Genomic DNA, 16,653 nt, shown 5'->3' with positions numbered 1-16,653 from the left:
TCATTTGAGAAAGTTTTTTATTTCTTATGTTTCATCTTGTTATATAGTTCATAAACTTTAGCTTCATAAACAGAATTTTTAGGTTCATAAAATCTAATGTCTTTTATTTCATCAGGTAAATATTGTTGTTCAACTCATGAATTGTTGTAATCGTGAGGATATTTATAACCTATTCCATTTCCTAGTTTTTTAGCAGATTTATAATGAGTATCTTTTAAGTGTTTTGGAATATCATGAATTTCACCATTTAAAACCATTTGATGAGCTTTTTTTGTAGCTAAATAAGCTGAATTAGATTTTGGACTTAATGCCATTTCAACAATAGATAATCCTAATATAATAATCCCTTCAGGCATTCCTATTTGTCTAAAAGCAATTGTAGATTGAACAACTCTGCTTGGAATTGTTGGATTTGCCATACCAATATCTTCATAAGCCATAATTACCATTCTTCTCATTAATGTTTCATAATCACCTAATTCAATCAATCTAGAAAAATAATATAAAGAAGCATCAACATCACTTCCTCTAATTGATTTTTGTAAAGCAGATTTTAGATCATGAAATTCATCACCATATGCTGAATCGGAATTTTTAGACATCGTTAATATCATTTTAATTTGTTTGATATCGATAAATTCATCTTGATAAAGAGTTTGAATTAATTCTAAAGAGTTTAAAAAACTTCGAACATCACCAACACAAATTTCACTTAAATAATTTAGTGCTTCATCATTTATATTAACTGATATTTTATTTTCACTAATTAATTGTTTTGCATATTCAAACATTTCTTGAGGTGAAATTGATTTTAATTGTATTAATAAACTTCTACTTCTTAAAGCTGGATTAATTACAAAAAATGGATTTTCTGTTGTTGTAGAAAACACATAAATATTTCCCTTTTCCATGTATTCTAATAAAATATCTTGCTTATCTTTATTCAAACGGTGTATCTCATCAATAATTACAATGAATCTATCTTTTAATAAAGCTTTATCAATAATTTTTACTAATTTTTCTTTTTTATCATAACTAGCATTAAAAAGTTCATATTCAATATTTAAATCATTTGCTAAACTAATTGCAAAACTAGTTTTACCAACTCCACTTGGACCAAAAAAGATTAATGAAGTACAATAATTATTTTTAATCATTTTATTAATTAGTCCGTTTTCTTTTAAAATATGAGATTGGCCTATAATTTCTTTAACACTTTTTGGTCGTAATAAAAATGATAACGGTTTATTCATATTAAATCTCCTAAGTATAATTTAATTTTAAAGTAATAAAAAGGTTGGATAAACCAACCTAATTAATTATTTTTAAAAACAACATCAAATACTTCTTCGTATTTTGAAACTGGAGTTATCTTTAATACGTCTTGTACTTCTTTAGGAACATCATCAAGATCTTTTTGATTTTTAAAAGGAATTATAATGTGTTTTAATCCACTTCTTGATGCTGAAATAGATTTTTCACGTAATCCACCAATTGGCAGAACATTTCCTCTTAATGTAATTTCTCCTGTCATTCCTATTTCTTTTGAAACTGGTTTTTTAGTTAATGCTGAGATTAGAGCAGTAGTTAGTGTAATACCAGCACTTGGTCCATCTTTTGGAACAGCTCCTTCAGGAACGTGGATATGAATATCAACGTCTTTAAATGCATCTTTGTCAATTTCAAATTTTTCATAATTTGATTTAACATAGGTTAATGCAATTGTTGCTGATTCTTTCATAACTTCACCAAGTTTACCAGTTAATGTTAAGTTTCCTTTTCCTGGATAGATACTTACTTCTATTGGTAAAATATCTCCACCAAATTGAGTATATGCTAATCCAGTAACTACTCCAACTTGAGAATCATCTTGTTTTGAAGTGTGTTCAAAAATATGTTTACCTAAATATTCATTAACAACTTTTCTATCAACAACAAGATTTTTAATTTCACCATTTAATAACTTAACGATAAATTTTCTAGCTATTGTTGAAATTCATCTTTCTAATTGTCTTACACCAGCTTCTCTAGTGTAATACTTGATCATTTCATCATAAGCTTCATCAGTGAATTTTAATTCTTCTTCTGTTAATTGATCTTCTTCTAAGATTTTTGGTGTTAGATAGTCTTTTGCAATGTGCATTTTTTCTAATTCAGTATAACTAGATAAATTGATGATTTCCATTCTGTCATATAATGCTTCAGGAATATTTTCTGGATAGTTCGCTGTAGCAATAAACATAACAGTGCTTAAGTCATAAGGTTCTTCAATGTAGTGATCTGAGAATTCTTTATTTTGTTCTGGATCTAAAACCTCTAACATAGCTGAAGCAGGATCTCCTCTTTGATCACTTGCCATTTTATCAATTTCGTCTAATAAGAATAATGGATTTTTCACTTTTGCACGTTTCATTGCTTGAATAACACGACCAGGCATTGAACCTACATAAGTTTTTCTATGTCCTCTAATTTCTGATTCGTCTTTAACTCCACCAAGTGAAACTTTAACAAATTTTTTACCTAAAGCTTCAGCGATTGATTTAGCTAAACTAGTTTTACCAACTCCGGGAGGACCTACTAATGTAATAATAGGACCTTTTAGACTTTTAGTTTTTTGTTTAACAGCTAGATATTCAATAATTCTTTCTTTTACTTTTTTTAATCCGAAATGATGTTTATTTAAAACTTCTTGTGCGTATTTTAAATCATCAATGTCTTCAGATTGTTCTCATCATGGAATTGACATCATTCAGTCAACATAATTTCTTTCAACGTTTACTTCAGCACTACCAGGTTGCATTGTTTCAATTCTTCTAATTGAAGATAAAACTTTTTCTTTAACATTTTCTGGGAATGGTTCAGTTTCTAAACGTTTTTTATATTTATCTAATTGACTTTTATCTGAGTCTTCATCATCTAATTCTTCTTTAATGATTCTCATTTTTTCTCTTAGATAATATTCTTTTTGTTGTTTGTCCATTTTGTCTTTTAATTTTTTATTAATTTCAGTTTCAACTGATAAAGCATCTCCAGTTTGAGATTGAGCTTTACTTCTATCTTTTAATAAGTCTTTTAATAAATTAATTTTTTCTTCTAATGAAATTGATTCTAATAGTTTCATTTTCATTGGTAATGGTATAAATGATGTTTTATCAGCTAAACCATATATTAGATCATTAACACTATTTCAATCATCTTTTTTAATAGCTTCTTCAATTTCACTTACGTTTTTCGAAGTAACTCTAGCTAGTTGTAAAATTAATTCTTTGATTTTATTTTTCTCTTGATCAGTTGTTGGTATTTGATCTTCTAAAACTGTTGCTTCTGCATATAAAATTCCATCTTCTTCAATAAAACTATCAATTTTAACTTTTGAAATAAATTCTAATTCTGTTGATAAAGTACCATCTTTTCATACTTTTTTAACATTAGATTTAGCTAGAGAACCTATTTCAAATAATTTATCTGTAGAAGGATTTTCTTCTAAAGGAACTTTTTGAGAAATAACAATAATTTTATTATCAAAATCTTGTTCAGCTTTTTTGATACTTTCTTTGCTTTTTTCTCTACCAAACTCTACAACTTTTAAGTTTGTAGGAAACAATACGATACCTCTAGTTACAACAACAGGTATTTTGTTCATTTTCATACCCTCACTCCTTTATTAATTTCTCTTTATATATCATATCATAATTCTAGCACTTTATATGCTCAAGTGCTAATTAAAGAAAAAACATCCATTTGGATGCTTCAATATAGTTTTAGGAAATTTTTTGATTATTTTCCATTTTTTTCATATAAAAAGTCATAAACCATTTCATCTTCTACTTGATTTTTGATTGAATCTAATGAAATTGAACCTTTAATTAAGTCTAATTCAACACCATAGTATTTAGCAATTTCTTCAAGTTTGTTGTTAACAATTTCATCAGTTGCTTTGATGTTTTCTTTGTTTTTAACTTCAGAAATGATTAAGTAAGTTTGTAAACGGTTTTTTGCGTCTTTTAATAATTCTTCTTCGATATCTTTATCTGTTAATTTAGTTAATTCTTTGTATTGTTTTAAATTAATTCCTTGTTGAGCGATTTGTTGTTCAAATTCTTTTTTCAATTCTTTTGCTTGTCTTTCGATTGCAGTTTTTGGTAAATCAATTTCTGAGTTTTTGATAATTTCTTCTATAATTTTATCTACAAAAATAGATTTAGCGTTCGCTGTTTTTTGTTTTAAAACATCTGATTTAACTTTTTCTTGTAGTTCTGCAAATGTTTTAATTTCTGGCATGTTTAAGTCTTTAGCTAATTCGTCATCTTTAGCAGGAATTACTTTTTCATTAATTGATTTAATATTTAAAACAAATTTTGCATCTTTATCAGCTAATGCTGGAATGTATTCTTTAGGGAATTTTACATTAATTTCTTGGTTTTCACCAACTGATAATCCGATCATTGAATCTTCAAATCCTGGTACGAATTGATTTGATCCTATTTCTAATTTAAAGTCTTTTGCTTCTCCACCTTCAAATGGTTTGTCATCAACATATCCTTTAAAGTCGAATACTACAACATCACCTTTATCAATTTGTGCATCAGCTGCTTTTGGTTTTTCCATAGCAAATTGTTGACAGTAGCTATCAATTACTTGATCAACTTCTTGATCAGTTACTTCAATACTGTCTTTTTCAACTGTTTCAATTCCAGTGTATGATCCTAATTTGATATCAGGACGTAAGTCGAATACAAAATTAATTACTAATTCTTTTTCACTAACTTTTGCAGGAACTGGTGCAGGAGAATTCATTGGTTCTAATTCTTTTTTTTGTTCTCTAGCAAAATCAAATGCTGATGATAATGATAATTTAAAAGCTTCATTGTAAACTTTTGTAGGAGTTAAGTATGCATTAACTTTTGATTCTGGAGCTTTTCCTTTTCTAAATCCTGGAATTTCTAAATTACTTTTGATTCTGTTGCGAGCTTTTTTTAATAACTCTTCTCATTCTTGACCATCAATTGTAACAACTCATTTACCTTGACCTTGATCAACTAATTTTTCTTCATTAAATTTCATTATTTACTTCCTCTCTTTTTACTTTGCATATGAAATATTAATATTTTTAGGTTTTATTGATATAGCTTGAGAAATTGTTTTATCAATAATTTTAAAAAGTTTGTCTTTATTAATTTTTAAAGTATCTAATGTTTTTTGTACTTTTATAGTTATTAAAATGTATAGTTCATTATCTTGAAAAACGTTTGTCAAAACATTTATATTTTCTGCTTCAACATCAAAATTTAACAAAATAGTGTTTTTTATTAATTTATCCACTACTTTTTGTTCAATTTCTAAGTTTCCTCTTCTATTTTTATCAATAGTTATATACATTTAAATCACCTCTTGATTTGTTAGATTAAGCTCTACCAACATATTTTCCATCATTTGTTGAAATAATAACTTTAGTTTGTTCATTAACAAATAAAGGAACCATAATTTCTAAACCTGTTTCTAGTACAGCTTTTTTTTGAGCTCCACTTGTAGTGTCTCCTTTAACAGCAGCTTCAGCTTCAACAACTGTTAATTCAACTTTATCAGGTAAGTTAATACCTAAAACTTCACCTTCAAATTCAGTCATTTTGATCATTAAACCTTCAACTAAGAAGTTTTTTTCTCATTCTAATCTTGTCATTGGAATTTGAACTTGATCATAAGTTTCAGTGTTCATTAAATATGCATCAACTCCATCGTTGTATAAGTATTGCATATCTTTTCTTTCAATCATTGCTTTGTCAACTTTTTCTCCACCAGTAAAAGTTATGTCAACACGTGATCCTGTTCTTAAGTTTTTAGCTTTAACAGAAACCTTTCCTTGTTGACGTCCTGTTTTAGAAAATGATTGTTCTAAAACTAAATAAATATTACCATCATATAAGAAGGTAGTTCCTGGACGTAAATCATTAACTGACATTTGTACTCTCCTTTTTAATAATAAATTTCTTGCTTAAAAGCAAAATTCTATAATATTATACCACTTAAATCGTAGATATTGACTAGCGTATAATCAATGGTTTTATTCAAAAATATCATTAATTTTTAAATCAGATAAATTATTTAAAAAATATATTGATGCAGGTTGTAATTTCTTACCTTGACGTTGAATTTCTAAAATAGTAATTGCTTTATCTTTAGTTTTAACAACTATTCCTTGTTTATTAATATCAATAATAGTTCCAGGTTTAACACCAATAAATTTATCATCTATTTCAGTTATTTTTGAACTTTTAATTTTATATCTTTGTTCATTAATAGTTGTATAACTAATTGGAGTTGGAGATAGTGATCTAATTAAATTAAAAATGTTAAATGATGTATCATCTCAATTAATTTTTTCTTCTTCTGGAGCAATGTTTCGACAAAATGTAACTTTAGATTCATCTTGTTTGATTGGTTCGTATTTATTATTGTAAATATCAACTAAATATTTTTTAGCCATCTCAGCACCTAAATCAGCCATTTTATCAAATAAACTACCTGAATCATCACTATCTAAAATATCAATAGATTCTTGAACATAATAATCTCCAGCATCCATTTCTCTAACCATTTTCATAATACTCATTCCAGTAGTTTTTTTACCTAATTTAATTGCATATTGAATAGGAGCTCCACCTCTTAGTTCAGGTAATAAACTTCCGTGAAAATTAATAGAATCAAATTTAGCTAATTTTAAAACTTTAGTAGGAATAAATTGACCATAAGCACAAGTAATAAAATAATCGAAATCTAATTCAGCTAATTGTTCATAAGCTTCACCTATTTTTACAGGTTGAATCACTTTGATATTATTATCTAATGCTATTTGTTTAACAGGAGTTGGAACTAATTCTTTTTTTCTTCCTTGAGGTTTATCTGGTTGACTTATAGCTAGAATCACTTCAATTTCTTTGATTTCAGTTAATGCTTTTAAAATAGTGGCTCCAATTTTAGGTGTTCCACAAAATACAGCTTTAATTTTTTTATTTTCCATGCTTTTTCTCTCACTTTCTAGTTATTTCAAAAACTCTTTTTAAAATTACAACCATTGCTAAAGTATCGCGGTTACAATAATTAATCATATCTTGTTTAAATGTTTGATCTCAAAGTTGATCATCAAGTCTATCTTCTAAAAATCTTCTAAACATCTCACTTGCTTTTCCACCATTATTAATAGTTAACATTTTATAAGTAAAATGAGGATCTAAAGCAGGTTGGGTTTTTTTAATTGAAGTTAGTCCATGAAAATTTTTATTAGCTATTAAAAATGAAGGTCTTTGTCCTTTTTTACCTTTAAAAAAGTCAATTAAATCAATTGTATTATTTACAATATACATTAAAGGTAATTCTAATTCAGGAAATAAACAAGCTAAACATTTTAAAACTCTTTGTTCAAAAGATTTATTATAAGCAACATAAACTCCAGGATCATTTTCAAAAATATCTTTTAAAAACTGAATTACAAACATTTTTCTAGGATCTTGTTTTGTATCTGATAAAAATTGATAATGTTTCATTGTTTGTTCATCATTATAATCATAATTATCATCATTAATTATATGAATTGAATATTGAAATGGTGTTTGATGATATGGATTTGTTCTATAAAATCTAGGAACAGCGAACTTAACTGTTTCAAAATCATACATAAAAATAGGATATTTTTCATATTTTTTAATTCTTGTTTTAAAAATCATAATTTTCATCTTTAATCATTAATGATTCATCATTTAAAATTTCTTGTTCATATTTAGCTACTTCAAATATTCTTTCTTGATCTTTATTAAAGAAAGTTTTTGAATCAACTAAGTTATCTATTACAACATCATTTAATGTATTGTAATCTTTAAAATAAGGTGAAGGTAACTCTTTGATTAAAAATGCTCTTTTATCTTTATTTTTACCAGTTAATTGTCATCACCCTTCAATAGTTTGGTCAAAATATTTTAAAACATGTTTACATGATGATTTGTCAGGTATTTGTCAATTAGTTCACACAGCATTTCTTGATCTAGTTTTAGCAACTTGTAAATAACATGATTCGTTGTTAAAAATATTTAAAATATCATTTTCATTTAAACTTAAATACTCTGATATCTTATAAAATAATTCATCTAAATCTATAAAGTTTTTTAAGTTTTGATAGTCTTGAAATAAAGTAGGTCTGTTTTGAGATTCACCAAATGTTAATTCATCTAAACTAACAAGTTTTTCAATATCAAGATCTTCAGTATCATCTAAGTCTTTAAAGTTTAAATTTAAATTATCTATATTTTTAACAATTTGTTTAGCTTGATCAAATGAAATTTCATCACCTGAATATTTATCATCAAGATCAGCTAATTCTTTTTTAAAATCAAAATAATAATTTAAATCTTCAGAGTGTAAATAATCTCTATTTAACTTACAAATTTTTATATTTTCAACAATATAACCGTTTTTTTCTAAAACATAAGCTTGATAAACTAAATCTCAAAAATGTTCTTTTTTAACACTACTTGTTGCTTTAGCTTCTATAATTTCAACACGATTATCACCTAAAAGTTTTAAGATATCACATCTAACTTTTAAATTAAAATTATCATATTCAAATGCAGGTTCATATAAATAAATATATTTATCTTGATACTTTTCTATTAACTCTTTTGTTTCTTTAACTGCTTGTTGGATTTTTGTTATTTCATTAAAACTTTTAGTAAGTTTGTTTGGATGATTTTTTCTTTTTTCTATTTCAAAAAATTCAATAGCTTTTTGACCAAATTCTTTACCATCTTCAATAGCATCACCTTGAAATTCTTCTAAACTAAAACCATCATCACTTAAAATACTTTCTTCTAATTTTTGTTTAATTAATTCTTTTTCTTTATCAGTTTTTAAATCAGAATAAACATAATCTTCAAATAAATTTATATTAGTTGCATTAGAGTTGTAATCATCTTCAGATTCTAAATCGTTATCTAAATTAAAAAAATATTTTTTATTTTTACAAAGTTCTACTGTTGTTTTAAAATTTTGTAAACTATGAAAAACTCAAGCTTGTTTAATACATTGAGTATTAGCTGTTTTAAATGTTTCTTTAGATATATTTGTTTTAAAAATATTTGACATTTTACTACCTATTTTCTACATTCTTTAAATAAAATTATACTTCATTACTAAGCAAATAAAAATTACAATCTTAGATTGTAATTTTAAATTTATTAATTATCTTTAACTCTAGTTGGAACAAATTTATGTTTTGAACGATGCATTCTTCTTTCGTGATTAATATCTAAGTTTTTCTTTTGTTCTTTAGATTTTAGTTTAGCTTCTTTTAATCTTATTTTTTCTTCTTGTTGAAGTTGTTTTGCAGTAGCTTTTTCAGCTAAACGTAATTGTTTTTTTTCTTCTTTTGTAAGTTTAATTTCTTTTTCACCAATTGCAATTCTTCTTTTAGTTTCTTCTAAATCTAATTGAGTATTAACAATTCAGTCTGTTTTATAATCATTTTTATTAATTTTAGTAGTTAAACCTTCAACTTCATAAGCTCTAACTTCAATGATTTCTTGAGTTTTAGGTGAAACTAAATGAACAATAACATCAAAAACATCACGATATTTGTATTCAGCACCTCTTCTAGAATAAACTTTTTCAAATTCTATTCTTAAGTTTTTTCTAGATTCATTAATTGCTATATATTCTTTAATTCTGTCTCTAACTTGTTGATAACGTTTTTCTTTTTCTTTTTTATTAGCTTTTCTTGAAGTTAAAGTACTTCAAACAACAAATCCAATAATAAATACAAATAACGCAACCATCATTATTGTATTTCCTGATCCCATAAGTATTATTCCCTCTTTCAACTAATATATATTATAAATTATTTTTTAATTATTGACTAACTTTATCAATAACTCCTCCACCTAAACAAATGTCATTTAAATAAAACACTGCTTCTTGACCTGGAGTTACTGCTTTTAAAGGAGTTTTAAATGTTATGTGATAATCATTATCTTTAATATGTTTTAATTCAACTTCACTATCAGGCTGACGATATCTAAACTTAGCTGTACATTTAAAATTATTAATATCATCAACATATTTACTTATATCTAGTGTTCAATTTATTTCAGTTACTGTACAACTATTAGATAATAAATAGCTTTCATCACTAAAAGGACAAACATAAATAATTTTTTTATCAATATCTTTTTTAGCTACATAATAAGGTTCTTTCATTCCACCTAAATTTAAACCTTTTCTTTGACCTATTGTATAATACATCACACCAATATGTTTTCCAACAACTTTATTAGTTTTAATATCAACAATATCACCAGGTTGATTAGCTATATAGTTTTGTAAAAAGTTAGTAAATTCTCTTTCACCAATAAAACAAATTCCAGTTGAATCTTTTTTATTAGCTGTAATTAAGTTTTGCTCTGAAGCTATTTTTCTAATTTCAGGTTTTGTTAAGTTATATAAAGGAAATAGCGTTTTTGATAGTTGGTTTTGAGTTAATTGACATAAAAAGTATGTTTGATCTTTATTATCATCAATTGCTTTTATCATTTCATATTGATTAGTTTTTTGATTAAATCTGATTCCTGCATAATGACCCATAGCTATATAATCTGCTTTTAATTCGTTAATTGCGTAATTTAAAAACTTATCAAATTTAATATATTTATTACATAAAATATCTGGATTAGGAGTTCTTCCTTTTTGATACTCACTAATAAAATATTCAAAAACATGTTCTCAATATTCTTGAACAAAATCGATTCTATGTAATTTAATATTTAATTTATTTGCAACTTCTAATGCATCTAAATAATCTTGTTCTTGAGGACAAACACTATCATTAATATTAGTATTTCCTAAAACATCATTATTAGCAGCTGAATCTCAGTTTCTCATAAATAAACCTTCAACTTCATATCCTTGTTGAATTAATAAATATGCAGCAACAGATGAATCAACTCCACCACTTAAACCAACTATAACTTTTTTCATATATCTCCTTTTTTCCTAACTAATATTTTAACTTTTTAAAATAAAAAATAAAACTATTAATTAATAATAGCTTTATTCTTTTAAATTTATTATAGTTCTATTTTCCTGAAACTTTTTTATTTCACATAGGAACTAAACATAAACAAGCAATAATACCTAACACGATCATTAATATGAACATTGTTTGGAATTGAGCCATAGATCCTTTTACATTTTCTCCTGCTTTACCACCTAAAATACCTATACCGATAACAAGTTTTGAAATTATACCATCAGCAACTACATAACTTGTAATTCCCAGTATTCCTGAAGATGTAGAAACTACTCTGTGGTGTGAGAATTCCCCAGATAACATTCCAAAGAATGTTTGAGGGATAAATATAAATCCACCTAAGAACATAGAAAATGCTAATAATGAAATTTTGTCACCTGATTGTCATACTCCAATAATAGCAAAGATTGTAATTGCAATAGATAAAATTACAATAGGTACAAATCTCTTAAATCATTTATTAACTGATAAACCTACAGCAAGAGTTAAAACAACTGCTCCTCAATCCATCATTGAATAAATTAACCCAGCTTCCTTTTTAATATCAAAATTATAAACGTCTTTTAGATATCTTAAAGTAAAATCACTTAGTCCTGCTCTCATTGTATATGTACAAATATTTGCTATAACAAGTAATCAAATTCATTTATTTTTTAATACATATTTAACAAAGAAATAAATAAATGGTTTGTTATCTTCTTCAGTAGGTGTTTTTTCAGTTTTACCTATTAATTTTAAATTATAGTATTTTTCAAGAGATGGTAATCCAACTTGTTCTGGTCTATCTTTTGCGAATATAACAACAAGAACACCAGTAAGAACACTTAATAAACTTGGTAATACGAAATAACCAACCATTCCTAATTTTTCACCAAAAATTGTAAATGATAAAGGAATTATATAAACAGCTAGTGCTCCTCCGACATTATGAGAAATATTTCAAAATATCATTCTATTTCTTCTGCTGTTGTGATTGAATCATTTATATAACAAACGAACTGATGGAGTTGCTCCTAGACTGTGAAGATAACCTCCTAAAACCATTAATATACATGATCCTACAACTGAAGCAGTAATATTAGCTTTAGAACTAAAACAGAATCCTATTAAAAGATTAACAATTCCAGCACCAATTAATCCTAATCCTAATAATCAACGATTTGATTTTGTATCAGAAAGTGGTGAAGTTATAAATTTACATAACCCGTATGCAATAGCAAACACTAATCCTACTAAAGCAAATTGGTCACTAGTTATCATTTTCTCAGTTACAGCAATACTTCCTCAAAAAGTTCATTGTTTTCTTGTAAAATAGAAAACCATATAACCTAAAAAGGTCATAAAAAATGTCATATTTTGATTATATGAAAAATCTCTTCTAATTATGAAATCATAAAGATTTTCTTGAGTGATAGGTTCAGAATGCTTTTCATTTAATCAATTGAACGAATTTTTAAATTTGTTGTTGAACATATTTTTAAACTTGTTCACTATTTATCCTCCTTTTCTAAAATAGCATCTAAATCTTGAACAACTTGATCAGCAATATCAAAACTACTAATTTTAATTCCAGCAGCAGTTTTGTGTCCACCACCACCGTGTTTTTCAGCAACTTGATTAATTTGAATGTTTTGTGAACGTAGTTCAACTCTTATTAATCCGTTTTCATATTCACAGAAGAACGCTCAAATAGGTCTATCTTTAATATTACTTAATAAGTTAACATACTCATAAGCAACATAATCAGTGTCTAAACCAAGTTCTTTTAATTGTGAATAATTTAGATATAAATAACTAACTCCGTTTTTAGTTGATTTATAGTTTGAATAGATATAACTAGTTAATTTTAAATCAGTTTCAGTTTTTTGATACATAGTTTGATATAGTTCACTTAAATCAAAGCCTTGTTCTAATAAGAAACCTGCTAATCTAAATGTTCTTGGTTTTGGATAACGTAACATAAATCTATTAGAATCAGTTACTATTCCGTGATAAATTATTCTCGCAGTCTCAGCATCAATTTTTAATTCTGGATTTTGATAAATAATATCAGCTAACATTTCTGAAGTTGCACAATAATTAGGATCAACTCACATTACATCACCATAAACGTCTCTATTTGGATGATGATCAATTTTAACAATTGTTTTTCCTAAGTGTCAACGTGGTTCATCAATTCTTGGTCTATTGGCAGTATCACCAATAATAACTAAACTATTTTTGAACTCTTCATCGCTAATTTCGTCAAAATCACTACCAATATAGTCTAAGTATTTAGTAGGATTTCCAGCAATTTTTACTGTTTTTTCTGGTCAGTTTAACTTAATAAGATTTCTTAAACCAAATTGAAATCCATAAGCATCTCCATCAGGAGTAACGTGTCTTAAAAGTATAATTGAATCATTTTCTTTAATTAGATCCAATATTTTTTTTACAGCTATTTTATCCATAGATTTTCTCCTTATATTCAATCTTTTTAATGTCAATTAATATTTTTTAGATTCTACATATTAGCTATCCTTTGTTATTATATTTTAAAAAGAAAAACATGTAAACAAAAATTTTGCCTACATGCTTAAAAAAAATAATTACTCAACTATGTTTTTAGGTTCAAAAGTTGAATTTTCAGATAATTCTTGAATTAATTCTTTTTCTTTATTAGATATATTTCTAGGAACAGCGATATTTATTTCAATAAATAAATCTCCTCTTTTATCTCTATTAACTTGTTTATATAAACCTTTATTTGAAATCTTAATTGTTTCTTTTGAACTAATTCCTTTTGGTAATTTAACTTTAACATCACCATCTAAAGTTTGAATAGTAATTTCATTTCCTAAAATAGCATCAATATAAGATACATTTCAAATCATTTTCAGATCATAATCATTTATAATTTCATAAACTTTAGATTCTTTTAATAATAGATCGATATAAACATCTCCATTAGGTCCACCATTTAATGAAGCGTGAGCTTTGTTAGCCATTTTAATTTGTTGACCAGGCATCACACCTTTAGGAATATTAACTTCAATTTTTTGTTTAGCAAAATAATGACCTTTACCGCGACAATCTTTACATTTATTTTTAATGATTTGACCAACACCATCACAATCAGGACAAACTGCACTTTGTTGGAATTGAATCATTCCTAAATTTCTTTGGATATTAACATGACCTGTTCCAAAACATTTACTACATTTAGTGATATCATCTTTTGATTTAGCTCCGGTTGCATCACATGTTTTACAACTAGTTAATAATTGAGCTTCAATAATTTTTTCTGCACCAAATAATAATTCTTTGAAAGTTAAAAAGATATTAATTTTTATACTTTCACCTTTTGTTACTCTTTGAGAATCGGAACGAGAATTTGATCCGAAAAAGTCACCAAATATATCTCCAAAAAATGATGAACCTCCACCTGATGAACGCATTTGACTAAAGATATCTTCAAATCCACCAAAACCACCAAATCCACCAAATCCAGAATTTTGATCAAAAGCAGCATGACCAAATTGATCATATCTAGCACGTTTATCTTTATCAGTTAAAACTTCAGCTGCTTCGTTGATTTCTTTGAATTTTTCTTCAGCATCTGGTGATTTATTTAGATCAGGGTGATATTTTTTGGCAAGCTTACGGTAAGCTTTTTTAATTTCATCTTCACTTGCAGTTTTTGAAACACCTAAAACTTCATAGTAATCTCTTTTTGCCATATTTTCTCTCTTTCTGATTTATGTAATAAAACAAACTAACACTCGTTAGTTTGTCATATTTAAAATTTATAATTATTGATTTTGGTTTGGATCTTGGTTTGGATCTTGACCTTGTTGTTTTGCAAATTCAGCAGCAGCAGCCATTGCTTGTTCTAGTTCAGTCATTTTTTGTTCTAAAGCAGCGTAATCTTCATTTTTCACTAATTCTTTAATTTCAGCAACCATTTTTTCTGATTGTTCTTTTTGTTCAGGTGAAACTTTATCTCCAGCTTCTTTAATTGAACTTTCAATTACATTAATGTAACTTTCTGCTTTGTGTTTTAATTCAATATTTTTCTTTTTAATTTTATCAGTTGTTGCATTTTCTTCAGCTTCTTTTACCATTCTGTTGATTTCTTCATCACTTAAGTTTCCTGAGTTTGAAATTGTAATAGATTTTTCTTCATTTGTTTGTTTATCTTTTGCTGATACACTTACAATACCATTAGCATCTATTTTGAATGTAACTTCAATTTGAGGCACACCTTTTGGAGCTGGTTGAATTCCTGTTAATTGGAATTGTCCTAATGATTTGTTGTCTGCAGCCATTGGTCTTTCACCTTGTAAAATGTTGATATCAACAGCTGGTTGATTATCTACTGCAGTTGAGAAAATTTGTGATTTTTCAGTTGGAATTGTAGTGTTTCGGTCAATTAATTTAGTCATAATTCCACCCATTGTTTCAATACCTAATGATAATGGAGTAACGTCTAATAATAACACATCAGTAACATCACCAGCTAACACAGCTCCTTGAATAGCAGCACCCATTGCAACAACTTCATCTGGATTGATTGTTCTATTTGGTTCTTTGTTTAATAAACTTTTTACTAAATCTTGAACAGCTGGAATTCTTGTTGATCCACCAACTAATAATACTTCATCAATATCTTTAGCAGTTAATTTAGCTTCACGTAAAGCATCTTGAACTGGTTGAGAAGTCATATCAACTAAATGTTTAGTAATTTTGTTAAATTCATTTCTTGTTAAACTTGTTGCAAAAGAAATTGGTCCATTTTCATTCATTGCGATAAATGGTAAGTTAATTTCAACTTCTAATTGACTTGATAAGTTGATTTTTGCTTTTTCAGATTCATCTTTTAATCTTTGACGAGCCATTTTATCATTTGATAAATCAACTGAGTGTTCAGCTTTAATTTTTTCTAATAATCAATTAATAATAGCTTCATCAAAATTATCTCCACCTAGTTTGTTATTTCCACTAGTTGATAAAACTTCAAAAGTACCATCAGCAATTTCTAGAATAGAAACGTCAAATGTTCCTCCTCCTAAGTCATAAACTAAAACTTTTTCTTCTTTATCAGATTTATCTAAACCATAAGCTAAAGCAGCAGCAGTTGGTTCGTTAATAATTCTTTCAACTTCTAATCCTGCAATTTTACCAGCATCTTTAGTAGCTTTACGTTGAGCATCATTAAAGTATGCTGGAACAGTAATAACTGCTTTTGTTACTTTTTGTCCTAGTTTAGATTCAGCATAATTTTTCATATATCTTAAAATTTCAGCTGAAATTTGTTCTGGAGTATAATCTTTATTTTCTAAGTTAATTTTTGAGTTTGTTCCCATTTTTGATTTAACAGATTGAACAACGTTTGGGTTAGTAATAGCTTGACGTTTAGCTGCTCCACCAACAATAATATCTGAGTTTTTAAATGCAACTACACTAGCAGTAGTTCTTTGTCCTTCAGGGTTTTCTAAAATAATAGGTTGTCCACCTTCTAAAACTGAAACAACAGAGTTAGTTGTTCCTAAATCAATACCAATAATTTTTTCTTTTGCCATAATTTTCTTATCTCCTTAATT

Annotated in this window: 14 protein-coding genes; all 14 read right to left on the bottom strand. The window is 26.6% G+C overall.

Translation table 4 applies throughout. The features are described 5' to 3' along the window. Positions 1-17 precede the first annotated feature (17 nt). The 14 genes from NX779_RS01745 to dnaK all read right to left on the bottom strand — a co-directional run bounded on the left by NX779_RS01745 (position 18) and on the right by dnaK (position 16,632). Positions 18-1,253, bottom strand: coding sequence for a replication-associated recombination protein A (locus NX779_RS01745; protein ID WP_259430484.1), 1,236 nt, complete (start codon positions 1,251-1,253; stop codon positions 18-20). A 62-nt stretch (positions 1,254-1,315) separates the two neighbouring features. Further along, positions 1,316-3,649 (bottom strand): endopeptidase La, encoded by a 2,334-nt coding sequence (gene lon, locus NX779_RS01740; RefSeq protein ID WP_259430483.1) that lies wholly within the window; start codon positions 3,647-3,649, stop codon positions 1,316-1,318. Between the two features lie 128 nt (positions 3,650-3,777). Continuing rightward, positions 3,778-5,064, bottom strand: coding sequence for a trigger factor (gene tig / locus NX779_RS01735; protein ID WP_259430482.1), 1,287 nt, complete (start codon positions 5,062-5,064; stop codon positions 3,778-3,780). 18 nt (positions 5,065-5,082) lie between these two features. Next, entirely contained in the window at positions 5,083-5,379 is a 297-nt protein-coding gene (locus NX779_RS01730; RefSeq protein ID WP_259430481.1) for an MMB_0454 family protein, read from the bottom strand. A gap of 25 nt (positions 5,380-5,404) precedes the next feature. After that, the gene (efp, locus tag NX779_RS01725; protein ID WP_259430480.1) at positions 5,405-5,959 is read right to left on the bottom strand and encodes an elongation factor P; all 555 of its coding nucleotides are present in this window, start codon (positions 5,957-5,959) and stop codon (positions 5,405-5,407) included. A 102-nt stretch (positions 5,960-6,061) separates the two neighbouring features. Beyond that, positions 6,062-7,018: a methionyl-tRNA formyltransferase gene (gene fmt, locus NX779_RS01720; RefSeq protein WP_259430479.1), complete on the bottom strand. Its 957-nt coding sequence runs from the start codon at positions 7,016-7,018 to the stop codon at positions 6,062-6,064. Beyond that, a complete protein-coding gene (locus tag NX779_RS01715; RefSeq protein ID WP_259430478.1) occupies positions 7,008-7,721 on the bottom strand; it encodes a DUF2779 domain-containing protein in 714 nt (237 codons plus the stop codon). Before NX779_RS01715 ends, fmt begins: the two co-directional genes overlap by 11 nt. Continuing rightward, positions 7,711-9,132: a hypothetical protein gene (locus NX779_RS01710; RefSeq protein ID WP_259430477.1), complete on the bottom strand. Its 1,422-nt coding sequence runs from the start codon at positions 9,130-9,132 to the stop codon at positions 7,711-7,713. Before NX779_RS01710 ends, NX779_RS01715 begins: the two co-directional genes overlap by 11 nt. A 92-nt stretch (positions 9,133-9,224) precedes the next feature. Next, complete coding sequence (locus NX779_RS01705) at positions 9,225-9,845, bottom strand: hypothetical protein (RefSeq protein WP_259430476.1); 621 nt, start codon at positions 9,843-9,845, stop codon at positions 9,225-9,227. Between the two features lie 49 nt (positions 9,846-9,894). Continuing rightward, on the bottom strand, positions 9,895-11,019 hold the full coding sequence (gene mnmA, locus NX779_RS01700; protein WP_259430475.1) for a tRNA 2-thiouridine(34) synthase MnmA: 1,125 nt from the start codon (positions 11,017-11,019) through the stop codon (positions 9,895-9,897). 97 nt (positions 11,020-11,116) lie between these two features. After that, complete coding sequence (locus tag NX779_RS01695; RefSeq protein WP_259430474.1) at positions 11,117-12,562, bottom strand: MFS transporter; 1,446 nt, start codon at positions 12,560-12,562, stop codon at positions 11,117-11,119. Then, a complete protein-coding gene (locus tag NX779_RS01690; protein ID WP_259430473.1) occupies positions 12,562-13,521 on the bottom strand; it encodes a DHH family phosphoesterase in 960 nt (319 codons plus the stop codon). Before NX779_RS01690 ends, NX779_RS01695 begins: the two co-directional genes overlap by 1 nt. A 138-nt stretch (positions 13,522-13,659) precedes the next feature. Then, positions 13,660-14,790 (bottom strand): molecular chaperone DnaJ, encoded by a 1,131-nt coding sequence (gene dnaJ / locus NX779_RS01685; RefSeq protein WP_259430472.1) that lies wholly within the window; start codon positions 14,788-14,790, stop codon positions 13,660-13,662. A 72-nt stretch (positions 14,791-14,862) separates the two neighbouring features. Next, on the bottom strand, positions 14,863-16,632 hold the full coding sequence (gene dnaK, locus NX779_RS01680; RefSeq protein ID WP_259430471.1) for a molecular chaperone DnaK: 1,770 nt from the start codon (positions 16,630-16,632) through the stop codon (positions 14,863-14,865). Between the last annotated feature and the right edge of the window lie 21 nt (positions 16,633-16,653).

This window comes from Mycoplasma cottewii, from assembly GCF_024918975.1.
Taxonomy (GTDB): Bacteria; Bacillota_I; Bacilli_A; order Mycoplasmatales; family Mycoplasmataceae; genus Mycoplasma; species Mycoplasma cottewii.
The sequence above is the reverse complement of the archived record's forward strand: the minus strand, read 5'-3'. Positions and strand labels throughout refer to the sequence as shown.